This is a genomic window from Congzhengia sp. (assembly GCF_037235575.1).
GTDB classification, from domain to species: Bacteria; Bacillota; Clostridia; order UBA1381; family UBA9506; genus Congzhengia; species Congzhengia minquanensis.
Genome location: NZ_JAXUNN010000030.1, coordinates 15083 through 32096, shown reverse-complemented (window position 1 = coordinate 32096; position 17014 = coordinate 15083). Strand labels below are relative to the sequence as shown.

Sequence of the window (17014 nt, the reverse complement as noted above, 5' to 3'; positions counted from 1 at the left end):
ACGTTGTCTTCAAACTATATTGGGATTTTCGATTCCGGTCTCGGCGGACTCACCGCGGTGAAAGAGCTGATGCATCTTTTGCCCAATGAGCCTATCGTCTATTTCGGCGATACGGGCCGCGTCCCCTACGGATCGAAATCTAACGACACCATTATTAAGTACACAAAAAGCGACATTCGGTTCTTAAATACATTTGACTTAAAGCTTATTGTCATTGCCTGCGGCACCGCCAGCACCATTGCGCTGCGGTCGGTGGAGGGAATGGTTGACGTTCCGGTTTTCGGCGTGGTTGGCGCGGCGGCAAAAGCGGCGGTCGCAGCCACGGAAAATAAGCGTATCGGCATCATCGGAACGGCGGGTTCTATCCGTTCCGGCGCGTATGAACGGCTGATTGCAGAAATTGATGAAAGCATTTTTACCATTTCGAAGCCTTGCCCGCTGTTTGTCCCTTTAGTGGAAAACGGGTTCACCACCGGCGAAATTGCACAGCTTGCCGCGAAGCACTATTTAACAGAGATGAAAGAAGCGGGCGTGGACACGCTGATTATGGGATGCACCCACTATCCGCTGCTGGCGGAAACCATTGGCGGGGTTATGGGAAATCATGTGACGCTTATTGACCCGGGAAGGGTCACCGCCGGGTTTGTGAAAGACTATTTAGAGCAAAACGGGCTTTTGTGCACCGGGAAGGCAGACGGACAGTATCAATTTTTTGTCAGTGACTGTCCGGACGATTTTGCCGAGCTGGGATCTAAGTTTTTGCAGCAGGAGATTCCGGGCGGCGTGGAAAAAATTGATATTGAAAAATACATGTGAGGAGAACAATATGGAAACAAACGCTTGGATAACGCTGTCGGGCAGACAGACGGTTGACGGCGAGGACGACAATTTTGAACTGACCACGGCAGGCAGATATTTAAAACGTGACGGAAGATTTTATGTGTCCTACGAGGGCAGCGAAATAACGGGGTATGACAACACCACCACTACGCTGAAGATTAAGGACGACTATGTGTCCATGATCCGCTTTGAAAACGGCGGCGGTGCGTCGCAGATGGTGTTTGAGACCAACAAGCAGTACACAGGAATTTACAGAACGCCCTACGGGAGCCTCAGCGTGGATGTGTATACCAACGAAATGCGCGTGGACGTAGATGACAGCGGAGGAGAGGTTGAGCTAGACTATTTTGTTCAGCTTAACGACAGCGATCCCGTTCGCAACAGCCTGCATGTTTACATAAGAAAGGTGGAAAATCAGTGACATTATATGAAGACATAACCGGCCTCGTAAGGAATGTGACAGACGGGGCAATTCATTCGGCAAACCAAAAGGGAGAGCTGGCGGCAAGCAGCGTTCCCGATTATTTAATTGAAGAGCCTAAGGACAAAAACTTCGGCGACTTTTCTGTGAATGCGGCCATGCTCATGGCAAAACAGGCAAAGCGCGCACCCAGGGACATTGCAAATATCCTGGTTTCCAACATGGATTACGCGGACACTTATATTAAGGAAGTTTCTGTTGCCGGGCCGGGGTTTATCAACTTTAAACTGGATCCCGCCTATGTTACACAAATTTTGAGCACCATTGAAGCAGAGAAAGACCAGTTTGGGCAGACGGATTTTGGCGGCGGAAAAAAGGTAAATGTAGAGTTTGTCAGCGCCAATCCAACAGGACCCATGCACATGGGAAATGCCCGAGGCGGCGCTTTGGGGGACTGTTTGGCTAACATTTTAAGGCTGGCAGGCTTTGATGTGACAAAAGAGTTTTATGTGAACGACGCAGGAAACCAGATCGAAAAGCTGGCGGTGTCGCTGGCAGCACGGTATCAGCAGGCCCTGCTGGGCGAGGACGCTGTGGAATTCCCGGAAGACGGGTATCACGGCGACGACGTGCGCAAGCACGCAGAAAACTTTGTCAAAGAGCACGGCGACAGGTTTTTAAACGTGCCGGAGGAGGAGTTAAAGGCAGCGCTGATTGACGCGACCCTTTATAAAAATATTGATGCCATGAAAGACGGGCTTTCTGACTATGGCATTCATTACGACGTTTGGTTCCACGAAAGTAAGCTGCACGAAAACGGCGACATTTTAAAAACTGTGGAGGAGCTTACAGAGCGCGGCTATACCTACGAACAGGAGGGCGCGATTTGGTTTAAGGCCACGGAGTTTGGCCTGGAAAAAGACGACGTGCTTGTTCGCGCAAACGGGTTTGTAACCTATTTTGCCGCAGACATTGCATATCATAAAAATAAGTTGGTCAGCCGCGGATTCGACACCGCCATTGACATTTGGGGAGCAGACCACCACGGCCATGTGGCGCGTCTTAAGGCCGCCATGCAAGCGTTAGGGATAGAGCCGGACAGGCTTGAAATTATTTTAATGCAGCTGGTGCGCTTAGTGCGCGACGGCGAAGCTGTGAGAATGTCGAAGCGGACGGGAAAGGCCATCACCTTAGGTGACCTGTTAGAGGAAATTGGCGTAGACGCGGCACGGTTTTTCTTTAACATGCGCCAGGCAAACAGCCACTTTGAGTTCGACTTGGAGCTGGCGGTGAGCCAGTCCAGCGACAACCCCGTGTTTTATGTGCAGTATGCCCATGCCCGCATTTGCGGTATAATAAATATGCTGGCAAACAAGGGTGTTTCCGTTAAAAACTGTGACGGCTTAAGTTTAACGCGCCTGACCGATCCTAAGGAAATTGATTTAATGAAAGAGCTTGCGCGGTTCCCGGAAGAAATTAAGCTGGCAGCTGTGGCCCGGGATCCCAGCAAAATTACAAAATACACTATGGAGCTGGCCACCGCATTCCACGGCTTTTACAGCGCGTGCAAGGTGGACTGCGAGGACACATCTCTTGCCGAGGCGCGGTTAAAACTTGTTTCCGCTACTGGGCAGGTGATTCAAAACGCTCTCGCAGTTTTGGGCATTTCGGCACCAAGACACATGTAGGGAACGAATATTCCTGAAAAGGGAGGTACCAATGAAAAAGATTAGAAAAATACTTGCAACCCTGCTTGCGGCAGTGATTTTCATTATGCCCCAGGGGGCAGCTTTGGTCAATGCGGCGGAAACGCCCGGGCAGACGGCGTCTCGTTACATTCGGGCCATTATCAACAAAATTGCGGAGGATTATCGTTTTGATGCGGACAAAGACGCCATGTATGAAGCGGTGTTAGATTATGTGATGAACATGGACCCAACGCTTTTGGAGGGTTCCATCAAAGCCGTTACCGACACCTTAGACCCACATTCGGACTATTTTACCCAGGAAGAGTTGGAACAATTTGTGAACGTTGTGGAAAAGGCCTATGTGGGCATTGGTGTAACAATAGAGCGAGTTCCCGAAGGCATTAAAATTGTTGAGGTAAATCCCGAAGGCGGTGCATTTGATGCTGGCATGCAGATAGGGGACGTGATTTTTCAAGTGGAAGGACAGGGCATTGTTGGATTGGAGTTAGACGAAGCTTCGGCGCTCATTCAAGGAGACGAAGGAACCATGGTGAACCTTAAGGTGCACCGAGGAGACGCAGATGTGGAGCTTTCTGTTCAGCGCAGGCGTGTTTTGGCCGAAACCGTGGGTTACACAGTGGAGGACAATGGCATTGGCTATATCTATATCAGTAAATTTGCGCTAAGCACACCGGAATCGGTGGAAAAAGCACTGGCCGACATTGAGGGGCAGGGCATTAAAAAACTGATTATTGACGTTCGGGATAATCCCGGGGGCGACCTTTCCAGTGTCATTGACATATTAAGCTTGTTCGTACCGAAAGACACAGTTTTAACAAAAATTGAGTATAACGATGAACGGTTCAGCACAGAACTAAAGTCTAACGCAAAATTTAAGAAAGCACCGGACAGAAAAATGGTGGTGCTGGTGAATGAAAACAGCGCCAGTGCAGCAGAACTTTTTGCAGGAGCAATGCAAAATTTAGGACTTGCCAAGGTTGTGGGACTTACCACTTATGGCAAGGGCAGCATGCAGGAATTTATGCGCCTGATTAACCCTCCCGGATTTCAGCTGGGTGACATTAAGCTTTCCGTCGCAGAGTTTACAAAACCCGACGGCAGCAAAATTAACGGCTTGGGCATTGAGCCGGATGTGCGGGTGAAAAACGCTTATGAACCTTATGATGCGTCGGGGCTGACGCCCATGACTATAAACGACCGGTATTCTATAGGCGCAAAAGCGGAAGACGTGCGGGCCATTGAAGAACGGCTCACGGTGCTTGGGTATTACACAGGGAATGTTGATGATACATTTGACAGTTTTACAGCCTCGGCAACGGAAAAGTTTCAGTCTGATTTGGGATTATATGCATATGGTGTGATGGACTATACTACACAAAATGCATTGAACAATGAAATTGACAAAGCGGAAGTTGAAATTGACCGGCAGTTTGACACGGCGTGTGAATTGTTGTTAAAGGAGTAGTGTGCAAATGAAAACAAGACGGAAACTGATTGCGGTAGCGGCGGCGGTTTTGCTTTGCCTCCCCGTTGGCCTGACGAACGACAACACGGCTGTGGTTCATGCACAAACCGTGCAGGAAAAAATTAATAACGCCAGCAAGGAAAAGCAGGAGGCGCTGGACAAAATAAAAGCTGCCGAAGCGGAGAAAGAAGACGTGGTGGCAGAAAGCGAAGCCTTAGACAGGGAAATCGACATTGTGCAGACCGAGATTTATGAAATCGATTCGATTATTGACGAGGCAGACGCAGAGATTAAGGCAAAAGAAGAAGAAATTGCAAAGCATGAACAAAACATAGAAAAGCGCAACGACGAGTTTAAAGAGGTGCTGCGCTCCATGGACGAAACCTCGGCAAGCTCCTATTTAGAGCTGTTGCTGTCTTCGGAAAGCTTTTCTGAATTTTTGGCCCATGTGGAAACCATAAATGAAATTACAAGGCACGACACGGCTGTTATTGATGAAATGGTCAGCTTAAAAAACAGCGTTGAAGCCGCAAAGGCTGTTGTGGAAACGAAAAAAAGCGAGCAGGAAGAGGCCAGGGGAATTGCCTCGGAAAAAGAAAACACGCTTCAGACAAAGTTAGATGAAAAGGAAAAGCTGACGGAAGAATTAGAGCAGGACATTGAAAACTACAAAAAGGTGTATGAAAAGGCGCGGAAAGAGGAGGAGGATTTAAAGGCTTCTTTGGTTCCCAAGCTTTCCAAAACCACTGACACAGTGAAATATACCGGCGGCAAGTTCTGCTGGCCAGCGCCCAGCTATGTGCGGATTTCTTCGCCTTATGGATACCGTCTGCACCCGATTTATAAAACCCAGAAGTTTCATTCCGGCGTTGACCTGGCGGCCCCCGGCGGCTCAAACATTTTAGCCGCGGCAGACGGCACGGTGAAAATGGCCGGCTGGAACGGCGGCTATGGCAACTGCGTTGTTGTAGACCACGGCGGCGGCACATCTACGCTTTACGGCCATTCCTCCAAGCTTTTGGTATCGGCTGGACAGAAGGTGACAAAAGGCCAGGTTATTGCAAAGGTTGGCACAACGGGCAATTCCACCGGAAACCACCTGCATTTCGAAGTTTTAATCAATGGCAAGACTACAGACCCCATGCCTTACATATCATAGTAATATATCATATTCATTCAGGGAGATGCGTAAGTTGTTCACAAAAAAAACACTTGTTGCAACGGCAATTTGTACATTTATTGCAACGGCGGCGGTTGCCGTTACAGGAACTTATTGTTACTTCAGATTCAGTCGATATGACGTTGTGGCCCAGGCCCGGAACTTAATCCGCGAACATTACGTGGACCAGTTAAGCGACGAGCAGATGGACAAAATGAACGACTATGCCATATCCGCCATGGTTGCAAGCTTAGAAGACCCATATTCTTACTATTTTGACGCCACCACGTTCGATTTCTATGAGGAAAGCACCAAAGAGGAATATGTGGGCGTGGGTATTACGGTTAGCTATAATGCAGAACAGAACCAAATGGTGGTAATTTCTCCTACAGACGGGTCTCCGGCGCAAAAGGCCGGGATTCTTCCCGGCGATGTTGTAACCCAGGTGGACGACATGACCGTTACCCAGGACAGCTACAACGACGTGGTGGACCACATCCGCGGCGAAGGCGCGGCTGCCGGAACATCTGTTAAAATCCATGTGCTGCGGGACGGGGAGGAAAAGGTGTTTGATGTGACACGGGATGTGATTCCGGTGGATACAGTGTCGTATAAAATGCTGGACGAAAACCTTGGATATATCCGTATTTCCGAGTTTAAGCACGGCACAGTGGACGAATTTTCTGAAGGATTGGAAAGTATTCAGGCGAGCGGTGCAAAAGGATTGATTATTGATTTGAGAAGCAATCCCGGCGGTTACGCCGACAGCGTACTTCAAATGACCGATATGCTCCTGCCCAAGGGCACCATTGCATATCTGGAGGACAATAAGGGAAAGAAACAATATTTTTATTCCGATGCAGACCATTTGGCGCTTCCTATGGCCATCTTGGTAAACGAGGGCACAGCCAGCGCGTCGGAACTGATGGCTGGCAGCACCCAGGCCTATGGGGCAGCAAAAATTATCGGCAAAAAAACCTATGGCAAGGCCGTAGGCCAATCGCCCTATATGCTGACGAAAGACACGGCCATTTATCTGACCAATGCAAGATATTATACGCCGAAAGGCGAATGCATTGATAAAAAGGGCATTATGCCGGACATTGAGGTTGATCTGCCCGACGAGCTGAAATCGAAGCTCACAACCCTTGAACCGTCTCAGGACGATCAGCTTCGCACAGCGGTAGAAACCCTTTACGACGAGATTCAAAAATAGGGCTTTTTACCGTGAAATGGGAAAGGCAATTCCCAGGGTTTTTATTAAGAGGGGAGAATGTGATTGAATTACCTGACAGTTTCTGCGGCGCTTTATGTTGCCCTGCTTTGGGGCGCATATAGAATGTTGACAAGCGAAAATGAGATGGAAAAGAAAACCGGAAGAACACATACCGTTGTTTTTGTTGCGCTTATTTTGGTCATTACGGCGCTTAAGGTGTGGCTCTCCCAAACTTTTTTCGGCCATTCTTCCGACATGAGCTTGTTTTCCGCATGGGCGGATTTGGGAAGACACGAAAGCGTCCGCGAGTTTTACGGCCCGCTGGGCGCGGAATATTTTGTGGATTACCCGCCGCTTTACCTCTATGTATTAACTGTCATTGGCAGACTGGCAGAACTGTTTCACATCTCCTTTGGAAGCGACGCTTATACAGCGCTGATCAAGCTTGTTCCGGTGCTCGCAGACACGGTGAGCGCGCTGGTGGTTTTCAAGCTGGCCTATGACGAATTCGGCAAGAAAACAGCAGGAATTTTGTCGTTGGCATTGCTGTTTAACCCGGCTTATATTTTAAATTCGGTGTTCTGGGGGCAGATTGACGGGCTTTATACCCTGATGATTTTCTGGCTCATCTTTTCGGTTTACAGAAAACGATATTTTCAGGCGGCTGTGGCGTTTGCCGTCGGCATGCTGACAAAGCCGCAGATGATTATATTTCTGCCGCTTTTGGGCTTTTGGCTGATTTACGACGTTGTTTCAGAGTTTAAAGAAGAAAAGCGCTTCCTTTCCCTGCAGAAGTTTTTGCTGGGACTTCTAACGTCTGCGGCCATTACCGTGGCAGCGGCAATCCCCATTTTCGGCTTAGACTTCGGAAGGTTTTTTGCGCTTTATAAGGAAGCCGCAGGGCAGTATCCCTATGCGAGCTTAAACGCTGCTAATGTGTTCGGCGCGTTTGGGTTAAACTGGGCAGACACGGCCGGAACCTTTTTGGGCATTTCCTATCAGAGCTGGGGATTTATCGGCATTATTTTGACCTCCCTTACAATTGGCCTGGGCACGTTTTTTGCCCAAAACAGGTCGGGCGTTTTGATTTTGGGCGGCTTTAATATCTTAAGCATTTATATGCTTGCCCACACCATGCACGAGCGGTATATGTTCCCGCTCATCTTAATTTTGCTGGTGATTTATATCTATACCCGGGACAAACGCATGCTGTTTGCCTTCGGAGCGGCAACGGTGCTGAGTTTTATTCAAACCGGCATTACGTTATTAGACAACGAGGGGTTCATCAGCTTCCCCGAACAGTCGTTTATTGCGTTGTCGTGGGTGCATATCATCTTTTTCGGATATATGGCCGTGGTGTGGTATAAAATGGTGATTCACGACGACGTGAAGCTGCCGGAAATGAGAACACCCAAAATTATCTGTATTGAAAAAAACGGCGACAAGGTTCGCTACACAAAAAAGGATTTTATCATTGTTAGTGTTTTAACCCTGGCTTACGGCGTTTCTGCATTTGCGAATCTGGGCAGCATGTCTGCGCCGGAAACCGGCTTTCGGCCGGAAGCGCCCGGCGAAACCGTAATTTTGGATTTTGGAGAAGAACAGGAATTTGACAGGATAAACTTCTTTTTGGGCTGGATTGACCGCAGGGACTCTGACAGCGAAGTTGAACGGATTTTAAGCGTTTCATTTGGCATTGACCCGGCGGAGGGCGAGGAAAACGCGGAACTGATTTTTGGCGACGCAGCCGAGTTGGTTGTGGATTCTGTGTTCAACTGGAACGGTTTTTTTGCTCAGGAGTGGGGAAGATTTATGAAGATTACCGTGGATGAGGGCAATTTTTTCATAAACGAAATCGCCTGTTTTGACGGGGAACAGAATTTAATTTCCCCTGTTGCGGCAATTTCTGAAAATTCTACGGCAAACCTGATGTTCGACGAGCAGGACAAGGCAGTTTATGAATATACCTGGTATGACGGTACGTATTTTGACGAGGTGTATCACCCCAGAACTGCCTATGAATATATAAACGGGATTTGGCCCTATGAAAACACCCATCCGCCTTTGGGCAAGCTGATAATCTCTTTGGGGATGATGATTTTTGGCGTAAATCCCTTTGGCTGGCGGTTTTTCGGAACGCTTTGCGGTGTTTTGATGGTGCCGGTGTCCTTTCTTTTGGGCAAGCAGATTTTAAAAGATTCCAAATGGGCCTTTGTGGCGTCGTTTCTGTTTACGTTTGATTTTATGCATCTGTCCCAGACGCGCCTTGCCACCATCGATTCGTTTACCGCACTGTTTGCTATGCTGATGTATTACTTCATGTATCAATATACGAAGCAAAACTTTTATGACGGGGGCGTTAAAAGAACTCTGCTGCCTTTGGGGTTAAGCGGTCTGTTTTTCGGCATTGGCGTGGCGACAAAATGGCAGGGCGTATATGCCGGAATTGGCCTTGGTGTGCTGTTTTTTTGGACGCTGCTGAAACGTTTTTTTGAATACAGAGCCGCAAAAGAGGGCCGGCTTGTGGGGGATGCGGACAAGATTTTAAAACAATTTGTGCCGAACCTGATTAAAACCCTTGCCGCCGCTGTGGTTTTCTTTATTGTTGTGCCGTTTGTGATTTACTTTTTGTCCTATCTGCCAATTATTTTGTCCGACGCGGCAGATATCAGCTATTTTTGGGACAATCAGCAAACCATGCTGAGCTATCATTCACAGCTGACGGAAACCCACCCCTACGGGTCACCGTGGTGGTCGTGGCCTCTTGACATGCGGCCGCTTTACGCGTATAATCCCAATTGGGACTTTGTTCCCGAAACCCAGGCCCAGGGAATTTCCTCTTTTGGAAACCCGCTGGTTTGGTGGCTCACTATTCCGTCTATGGGATTTTTAATTTATCTTTCAGTAAAAGGAAAACGGAACGCCGAAATGAATACAATTTTGGTGGGCTTCGGCGCGTTATATCTTCCGTGGGTGCTGATTTCGCGGCAGGCGTTTATCTACCACTTCTTCCCCTGCGTCATCTTTGTTACGCTGGCAATTGCCTATGGACTGAGAGAGATTTTAAAACGATATCCAATTGCAAAAATACCCATAAGGGCATATTTGGTGTGCGTGCTGGTGCTGTTTATTGCATTTTACCCCGTTTTAACAGGAATGAGAATTCCCGCCTGGTATGCGGACGCGCTCACGTGGCTGCCAAGCTGGGTGTTAGGATAAACTTTTGAAGGGAAACAGGTATGATTAAGACAGAACTTACCACAATTGAGGGCAGAAACCCTGTTTTTGAAGCGGTGGCTGCAAACCTGCCCATTGAAAAAATTTATATCAGCAACAAGGCATATGGCTCGCAGATTTCAAAAATCATTGCCGCCGCGAAAGAAAAAGGCGTGCCGTTTAAAGCGGTGCCGCCGGACAAGATTGACGAGTTGGCGAAAACTGAAGCAAATCAGGGCATTGTTGCTGTGTGTGCTGAGGTTTCCTATGTTACGGTTGCGGACATTTTAAATCGCGCGAAAGAAAAACAGGAGCCGCCTTTCGTGATTATTGCAGACGAAATTACAGACCCGCACAACCTGGGCGCCATTATCCGAACGGCCAACTGCACCGGCGCCCATGGCGTGATTATTCCAAAAAACCGGTCTGCCGGCGTAACCCCAGTGGTGTTTAAAACCTCCGCCGGGGCGGCGGCTCACACGCCCGTTGCCCGGGTGGGGAACTTAACCCAGGCCATAAACGAACTGAAAGAAAACGGGCTTTGGATTACCGGGGCCGACATGGCGGGTGAGCAGGAAATGTGCGACGCAGACCTTACCGGGCCGATTGCTTTGGTGGTTGGCTCAGAGGGCAGGGGGATTACGAAAAAAATCCGTGCGGGCTGCGACTTTTTCGTGCGGATTCCCATGGCTGGTGAAATCAATTCTTTGAACGCCTCTGTGGCGGCGGCAGTGCTGATGTATGAGGCGCTGCGGCAAAGAAGATTGAAATAAAATTATATAAAAAAATAAAGAAAAGGATGAGGGAAAATGTATTACATAGGTATCGATCTGGGCGGCACCAACATCGCTGCCGGAGTCGTAAACGAAAGTTGTGAAATTATTGCGAAGGGTTCGGTTCCCACAGGGCGGCTGCGCCCCTTTGCGGACATTATGAAGGACATGGCGGGCCTTTGCAAAAAGCTGATTGCAGACGCGGGAATTTCTGAGTCTGAGGTTAAGTCCATCGGTATAGCAAGCCCGGGCACACCCGACGTTGAAAACGTGAAAGTGGTGTATGCCAACAATCTTCCGGCGTTTATCGACGCGCCGGTGGGAGATGAACTGAAAAAATATTTCCCCAATGTGGAGGTTTATATTGAAAACGACGCGAATGCAGCGGCGTTCGGCGAAATCATTGCGGGTGCTGCAGCCGGAGAAAAGGATGTTGTTGTGATTACCTTGGGAACGGGCGTTGGCGGCGGCATTGTGATCGGCGGCAAGATTTATGCCGGTTTTAACCATGCTGGCGGCGAGCTGGGACACATGGTTATTGTGGCAGACGGTGCGCCCTGCACTTGCGGAAGATGCGGCTGCTGGGAGGCGTATGCCTCTGTAACCGGCCTGATTCGTGAAACTGCAGAGGAAATTAAAAAATATCCCGACAGCAAAATCCATCAGATGATTTGTGGGGATGAATCCAAAATCAGCGGCAGAACGGCTTTTGATGCAATGCGTGACGGCGACGAGGCAGGAAAAGCAATTGTGGATCAATACATAAAATATGTTGGCGTAGGCACGGCTAATTTGATTAATATTTTCGAGCCGAAAAAGTTTGTTATTGGCGGCGGTATCAGCAAAGAGGGCGAAACACTGCTTGCCCCCCTCAGAAAATATGTGGATACGCAGATTTATACGAGCAGCGCGGCAGGCGTTCCTGCAACCGAAATAGTTGCGGCAAAGCTGGGGAACGATGCCGGCATTATCGGCGCGGCAATGCTTTTTAAACAGGATATTTAAAAAATACGGTTTAAAATGCGGACTTAAGCCAAAGGTTTAAGTCCGCTCATTTGTGCATGGAGGAATGGGATAAAAGATGAGAAACAAACTGTTTGATGTGGCGGTTGTAGGCGGCGGCATTTCCGGCGTGTGCGCGGCAATTGGCGCGGCGCGGGCCGGGGCATATGTAATTTTAATTGAACGGTATGGCTTTTTAGGCGGCACGCTGACCGCCTGCGGAACCGGCCCTATGATGACCTTTCACGCAGGCGAAACCCAGGTGGTGGGCGGCGTGTGCGCCGAAGTCATTGAAAGGCTGAAACAAAAGGGTCTGTCTCCCGGTCACATTTACGACACCACAGCTTATACCTATACGGTAACGCCCTTTGACAGCGAGGGTATGAAGCTGGAGCTGGAGGCAATGTGCCAAGAAGCTGGCGTAACGCTTTTATACCACGCCTGTGTGACGGGAGTGGACAAAAAGGACGGAAAAATTACGTCTGTTTCAGTTTATCACAAAAACGGCGGAGAAAAAATCAGGGCAAAGATGTTTGTGGACGCAAGCGGAGACTGCGACCTTTCGTTTTTAGCAGGTGCAAAGGTGAACAAGGGAAGAAAGGCAGACGGCAAGTGCCAGCCTGTGACCATGAATTTTAAAGTTACCAATGTAGACACGGATAAAGTAAAAGCATATATTAAAACCCACGGGGAAGAGTTTCCGCGGCTTAAGGGGGATTTGGGCATTGTTGACCGCTCTTCCCGGCTTTCCATCGGCGGGTTTACAAAAACGCTGCAAAATGCCCGCCGCGACGGGCGCGTGTCGTTTTTAAGAGAGGATATTCTCTTTTTTGAAACCAACCGAAAGGGCGAGTTCATTGTAAACACCACCCGGGTGACAGGCATTGATCCAACCGACCCGGCAGACTTAACCAAAGCGGAATTTGAGGGACGAAAGCAGGCGCAGGAGATTTTAGCAGTTTTAAAGCGCGATATTTCAGGCTTTGAAGAATCCTACTTGGAATTTACTGGGCCGTTTATCGGCATTAGAAGTTCCCGGCAGATTGAGGGAAAGCATGTGATTACGGAGGAAGAGCTGATTTCCTGCAAACGGTTTTCCGACACGGTGGCCCATGGGGGATATCCCATCGACATTCACTCGCCGGACGGGCTAAATGAAAACATGTTTGAAGAAAAGGGATTGGCGCCCGGGGCGTTTTACAGTATCCCTTTGTCTGCACTCTATGGGGAGCTGCACAATCTTATCACCGTCGGGCGGTGCATCAGCGTGACGTTTGAAGCCCAGGCAGCAGTTCGGGTGTCCCCCATTGCAGGCGCGACGGGCCATGCCGGCGGCGTGGCGGCAGCGGTTTGTGCGACTGATAATATAAATATTGATGATGTTAATATTGAAGCGGTTCAGAAGGAGTTAAAAAAACAGGGCGCGTTTCTTGCGGTTTAAGAAATAGAGAGCGGCTGTTTTATCAGCCGCTCTCTTTAAAGCTCGTGATAATAGGGGCAAATGTCTTCATACGTCCCGTTTTTCATTAAAAATCCGCCGGGGATCGTGCCAAGCTGGGTAAATCCCAGCCGTTCGTAAAGCCTTCGCGCAGCAGCGTTTGTTTTTACCACCGCGTTAAACTGCAGAATACGAAACCCCAAAGCTTTTGCCTGTTTCATGCAGTCGGTCACCAATTTATCGCCGACATGCCGGCCCCGCAGGCCGGAGTTCACCGCATAGCTGGCGTTGCAGATGTGGCCGCACCGGCCCACGTTGTTGGGGTGGAGAATGTAAAGCCCGGCGAGGGTTCCGCTGTCTGCGTCCACAGCTACGCCGCAGTGGCTTTGGGAGGCAAAAAACGCCTTTGCACCCGACGCATCTAAAACATCTGTCTGGGGAAAGGCAATGCCTTCTTCCACAACCTCGTTCCAAATTTCGGTCATTTGGCTTAAGTCGCTTTCGCGGTATCCTCTTAATAGAATGTTCATTTGAAGCGCCTCCCCGTTACCGAATGAAGTTTGTTCTGATTACGGGTTCGCGTGTGGGGTAGGCAATGCCGGCCTTGTTCCCGGCTTCGATGCACGAAAGCAGCCAGGCCATGTTGTTGCCCAGCGTGCGCATGGTTTGCATGCCCTCTTCGTCTTTTATCACTTCGTCGGGGGTATTGCCGTGCACCATGTTCCAATATTGAGAGGGAACGGTGGGCATTCCGCAAATGCCAAAATATTTGTTTATCTGGTCTAACGCGGCAGACGCGCCGCCCCTGCGGCAGCTTGCTACCGCCGCTGCAGGTTTTCCGGCAAAAACAGAACTGCCAGAGTAAAACGCCCTGTCCATAAACGAGGTGATTGCACCGGAGGCGCTGGCATAGTGCACGGGGGTGCCAAATAGAAACCCGTGGGCAGTTTTTGCCTTTTCTACAAATTCGTTTACACAGTCGTCGAACACACAGCGCCCAGCCTTGCGGCAAAAGCCACAGCCAATGCAGCCGGAAAGGGGCTTGTTCCCTAACCAGAATCGTTCTGTTTCAACGCCGTTCTTTTCTAAGGCCTGTGCAGCCTCACAAAGCGCCGTATCGGTGCAGCCCTTTTCGTGTGGGCTGCCGTTCACCAAAATTACTTTCATGTGCGTCATTCCTTTCGTGTTGATTTATCATTATTATAGCACAGAAAGCAGAGTTGCTCAATGTTTTTTGAAAAAAAGCTTGACAAATGACGCGCAATGTGGTATTCTAATTAAGTATTCAAGCAGAAGCCTGTACGTTTCTCACCACCAGGATTGCCGAAGTGGTAAATATTCTCAGCTTTTTTAGTTGTGTTTATTTTTGCGGACAGGGTATCTGTCCGCATTTTTTATTTTATTTGGAGGTGTTTTTCCATTAGTAAACAAGATTTGTTGATTAACGAAGAAATCAGAGTAAAAGAGGTTAGGCTCGTCGGACAAGACGGCGCTCCCCTCGGAATTACAACGTCTGCCGACGCTTTGGAACAGGCCTATGCAAAAAATTTAGACCTGGTTTTAATCGCGCCCAAGGCCGAGCCGCCCGTGTGCAAAATTATGGACTACGGGAAATATAAGTTCGAGCTTGCCAAACGTGACAAAGAAGCAAGGAAAAATCAAAAGGTAGTCAGTATTAAGGAAATACGGGTTTCTCCGTCCATCGACAATCACGATTTTGAAACGAAGGTAAACCACACCAAAAAGTTTTTGTCAGACGGCGACAAAGTTAAAATCACGGTGCGCTTCCGCGGCCGTGAAGTTCATCACAGTGCTTTAGGGTTCCAGCTTTTAGAGAGATTTAAAGAAGCTGTGTCGGAATTCGGCGCAGTAGACAAACCGCCCAAGCTTGAGGGAAAGAACATGAGTATGGTCGTGTCTCCAAAGGGAGCCGCTAAATAAATTAATATTTCGGAAGGGGTTATACCATTATGCCTAAGATCAAAACACATAGAGCGAGTGCTAAAAGGTTTAGAATTACCAAAAACGGTAAAGTGAAAATGAAACACAATTACACAAGCCACATTCTGACGAAGAAATCGACCAAGAGAAAGAGAAAGCTCAGAAAGGGTGCTTATGCGTCCAATGCGAATTTAAAGACCATTAAGAAGATGATTCCTTATAAATAATTTCGCAAATTCGCTATAGAAAATAAATATTTTGGAGGTAACTACAAATGGCAAGAATTAAGGGCGCTGTCACCACGCGCAAAAGACATAAAAGAATTTTAAAACTGGCAAAGGGCTACAGAGGTGCGAAAAGCAAACAGTTCAGAACAGCAAAAGAAGCGGTTATGAAATCTTTGGCTTATGCTTATGTCGGCCGTAAGCAGAGAAAGAGAAACTTCCGTCAGCTGTGGATTGCCAGAATTTCTGCTCAGGCAAAAATGAACGGCATGAACTACTCAACGTTTATGAACGGTCTGAAAAAAGCGGGCATTGAAATGAACCGCAAAATGCTTTCTGAAATCGCAATCAGCGACAAAGAAGCCTTTGCAGCTTTGGTGGAAAAAGCCAAGGCAAGCTTATAAACCGCAAATAAAGCTGCTGCATGGCTTATGTTATGCAGCAGCTATTTCTTTATTCTTTAAAAAAGGTGGTTCAATCATGAAATTAGGTATCGTGGGGCTTCCCAACGTGGGAAAGTCCACTCTTTTTAACGCCATCACACAAGCAGGGGCAGAGTCTGCAAACTATCCTTTTTGTACCATAGAGCCCAATGTGGGAATTGTGGCCGTGCCGGACGAGCGGCTGAACGTTTTGGCGGAGATGTATCATCCCCAAAAGGTGACCCATGCCGTTATTGAATTTGTTGACATTGCCGGTTTGGTGAAGGGTGCCAGCCGCGGTGAGGGGCTGGGCAATAAATTTTTGTCCCATATACGGCAGGTGGACGCCATTGTCCACGTTGTTCGCTGCTTTGACGACTCTAATATTATTCATGTGGAGGGTTCTGTCGATCCTGTCCGTGACGTGGAAACCATTAACTTAGAGCTTATTTTTGCAGACTTGGAAATGGTGGAAAAACGCCTGGACAAGACAAGAAAGCTCATGAAGTCTGGCGAAAAAAAGTATAAAATTGAAGTGGAGTTTTTAGAAAAGCTGAAAGAAGTTTTAGAAGCAGGCAAGCCCGCCCGGTCGCTTGCGCTTTCCGACGAGGAGGAAGAGCTTGCAAAGGAAATTGACCTTTTAACCTTTAAACCTGTGCTGTATGCGGCCAACGTGGGAGAGGACGATTTTGCAGGCGGCATTGAAAACAACGAATATGTAAAAATTTTAGAGGAGCTGGCAGAATCGGAAGGTTCGGAGGTTATGCCCATTTCCGCTAAAATTGAAGAGGATATTTCAGCCTTAGAACCGGAGGAAAAGCAGGAATACCTAGACGAGCTGGGTATTAACGAATCTGGTTTGGACAGGCTGGTGAAGAAAAGCTATAAGCTTTTGGGACTGATCAGCTATTTGACAGCAGGCGAGCCGGAGGTGCGCGCGTGGACCATAACCGCCGGCACCAAAGCGCCCCAGGCCGCGGGGAAAATCCATACAGATTTTGAAAAAGGTTTTATCCGCGCCGAAGTAGTGCGGTTTCAGGATTTAATTCACTGCGGAACCTATGCCGCTGCCCGTGAAAAGGGGCTTGTGCGCTCTGAGGGCAAGGAATATGTAATGTGCGACGGCGACGTTGTTCTGTTTCGATTTAATGTTTGATTGTAAAAAGTGAATAAAATAAATAGTTTAAT

General features: G+C 48.4%; 16 protein-coding genes and 1 other annotated feature. Of the genes, 14 read left to right on the top strand and 2 right to left on the bottom strand.

Annotated elements, in window-relative coordinates:
- Positions 1-3 precede the first annotated feature (3 nt).
- The 10 genes from murI to WIG73_RS06140 all read left to right on the top strand — a co-directional run bounded on the left by murI (position 4) and on the right by WIG73_RS06140 (position 13242).
- Entirely contained in the window at positions 4-816 is an 813-nt protein-coding gene (gene murI / locus WIG73_RS06185) for a glutamate racemase (protein ID WP_177679568.1), read from the top strand.
- A 10-nt stretch (positions 817-826) separates the two neighbouring features.
- Positions 827-1261, top strand: coding sequence for a DUF1934 family protein (locus WIG73_RS06180; protein ID WP_177679570.1), 435 nt, complete (start codon positions 827-829; stop codon positions 1259-1261).
- The gene (gene argS, locus WIG73_RS06175) at positions 1258-2949 is read left to right on the top strand and encodes an arginine--tRNA ligase (protein ID WP_337399732.1); all 1692 of its coding nucleotides are present in this window, start codon (positions 1258-1260) and stop codon (positions 2947-2949) included. The genes WIG73_RS06180 and argS overlap by 4 nt, the downstream gene beginning before the upstream one ends.
- Positions 2950-2980: 31 nt before the next feature.
- Positions 2981-4435 (top strand): S41 family peptidase, encoded by a 1455-nt coding sequence (locus WIG73_RS06170; RefSeq protein WP_337399731.1) that lies wholly within the window; start codon positions 2981-2983, stop codon positions 4433-4435.
- Positions 4436-4442: 7 nt separating this feature from the next.
- Positions 4443-5594, top strand: a complete 1152-nt coding sequence (locus WIG73_RS06165; protein WP_337399730.1) for a peptidoglycan DD-metalloendopeptidase family protein — start codon at positions 4443-4445, stop codon at positions 5592-5594.
- Between the two features lie 34 nt (positions 5595-5628).
- Positions 5629-6810 carry a S41 family peptidase gene (locus tag WIG73_RS06160; protein ID WP_337399729.1) on the top strand — a complete coding sequence of 394 codons (1182 nt, stop codon included), beginning with the start codon at positions 5629-5631 and terminating at the stop codon, positions 6808-6810.
- Between the two features lie 63 nt (positions 6811-6873).
- Entirely contained in the window at positions 6874-10029 is a 3156-nt protein-coding gene (locus WIG73_RS06155; RefSeq protein ID WP_337399728.1) for a phospholipid carrier-dependent glycosyltransferase, read from the top strand.
- A gap of 20 nt (positions 10030-10049) precedes the next feature.
- Positions 10050-10799, top strand: coding sequence for a 23S rRNA (guanosine(2251)-2'-O)-methyltransferase RlmB (gene rlmB / locus WIG73_RS06150; protein ID WP_337399726.1), 750 nt, complete (start codon positions 10050-10052; stop codon positions 10797-10799).
- Between the two features lie 36 nt (positions 10800-10835).
- Positions 10836-11804, top strand: coding sequence for an ROK family protein (locus tag WIG73_RS06145; RefSeq protein ID WP_337399725.1), 969 nt, complete (start codon positions 10836-10838; stop codon positions 11802-11804).
- A gap of 76 nt (positions 11805-11880) precedes the next feature.
- On the top strand, positions 11881-13242 hold the full coding sequence (locus WIG73_RS06140; protein ID WP_337399723.1) for an FAD-dependent oxidoreductase: 1362 nt from the start codon (positions 11881-11883) through the stop codon (positions 13240-13242).
- A gap of 35 nt (positions 13243-13277) precedes the next feature.
- On the opposite strand, the gene WIG73_RS06135 is transcribed toward WIG73_RS06140, so the two are convergent.
- Both WIG73_RS06135 and WIG73_RS06130 read right to left on the bottom strand, forming a co-directional pair.
- Positions 13278-13769 carry a GNAT family N-acetyltransferase gene (locus WIG73_RS06135; protein WP_337399722.1) on the bottom strand — a complete coding sequence of 164 codons (492 nt, stop codon included), beginning with the start codon at positions 13767-13769 and terminating at the stop codon, positions 13278-13280.
- 16 nt (positions 13770-13785) lie between these two features.
- The gene (locus WIG73_RS06130) at positions 13786-14406 is read right to left on the bottom strand and encodes a flavodoxin family protein (protein WP_337399721.1); all 621 of its coding nucleotides are present in this window, start codon (positions 14404-14406) and stop codon (positions 13786-13788) included.
- Positions 14407-14520: 114 nt separating this feature from the next.
- Positions 14521-14642: a sequence feature (ribosomal protein L20 leader region), on the top strand.
- 34 nt (positions 14643-14676) lie between these two features.
- Here WIG73_RS06130 and infC point away from each other — a divergent pair.
- The 4 genes from infC to ychF all read left to right on the top strand — a co-directional run bounded on the left by infC (position 14677) and on the right by ychF (position 16982).
- Positions 14677-15180, top strand: coding sequence for a translation initiation factor IF-3 (gene infC, locus WIG73_RS06125; RefSeq protein WP_177678392.1), 504 nt, complete (start codon positions 14677-14679; stop codon positions 15178-15180).
- Positions 15181-15209: 29 nt separating this feature from the next.
- Complete coding sequence (gene rpmI / locus WIG73_RS06120) at positions 15210-15407, top strand: 50S ribosomal protein L35 (protein ID WP_177678381.1); 198 nt, start codon at positions 15210-15212, stop codon at positions 15405-15407.
- Between the two features lie 47 nt (positions 15408-15454).
- Positions 15455-15808, top strand: a complete 354-nt coding sequence (gene rplT, locus WIG73_RS06115; RefSeq protein WP_177678382.1) for a 50S ribosomal protein L20 — start codon at positions 15455-15457, stop codon at positions 15806-15808.
- Between the two features lie 76 nt (positions 15809-15884).
- Positions 15885-16982, top strand: a complete 1098-nt coding sequence (gene ychF, locus WIG73_RS06110; protein WP_337399719.1) for a redox-regulated ATPase YchF — start codon at positions 15885-15887, stop codon at positions 16980-16982.
- The last annotated feature ends 32 nt before the right edge of the window (positions 16983-17014 follow it).

Coding starts and splice junctions, on each gene's coding strand:
- rpmI (WP_177678381.1), top strand. CDS start 15,210: ATGCCTAAGATCAAAACACATAGAGCGAGTGCTAAAAGGTTTAGAATT.
- WIG73_RS06130 (WP_337399721.1), bottom strand. CDS start 14,406: ATGAAAGTAATTTTGGTGAACGGCAGCCCACACGAAAAGGGCTGCACC.
- ychF (WP_337399719.1), top strand. CDS start 15,885: ATGAAATTAGGTATCGTGGGGCTTCCCAACGTGGGAAAGTCCACTCTT.
- WIG73_RS06140 (WP_337399723.1), top strand. CDS start 11,881: ATGAGAAACAAACTGTTTGATGTGGCGGTTGTAGGCGGCGGCATTTCC.
- rplT (WP_177678382.1), top strand. CDS start 15,455: ATGGCAAGAATTAAGGGCGCTGTCACCACGCGCAAAAGACATAAAAGA.
- WIG73_RS06180 (WP_177679570.1), top strand. CDS start 827: ATGGAAACAAACGCTTGGATAACGCTGTCGGGCAGACAGACGGTTGAC.
- WIG73_RS06165 (WP_337399730.1), top strand. CDS start 4,443: ATGAAAACAAGACGGAAACTGATTGCGGTAGCGGCGGCGGTTTTGCTT.
- WIG73_RS06145 (WP_337399725.1), top strand. CDS start 10,836: ATGTATTACATAGGTATCGATCTGGGCGGCACCAACATCGCTGCCGGA.
- WIG73_RS06170 (WP_337399731.1), top strand. CDS start 2,981: ATGAAAAAGATTAGAAAAATACTTGCAACCCTGCTTGCGGCAGTGATT.
- rlmB (WP_337399726.1), top strand. CDS start 10,050: ATGATTAAGACAGAACTTACCACAATTGAGGGCAGAAACCCTGTTTTT.
- WIG73_RS06135 (WP_337399722.1), bottom strand. CDS start 13,769: ATGAACATTCTATTAAGAGGATACCGCGAAAGCGACTTAAGCCAAATG.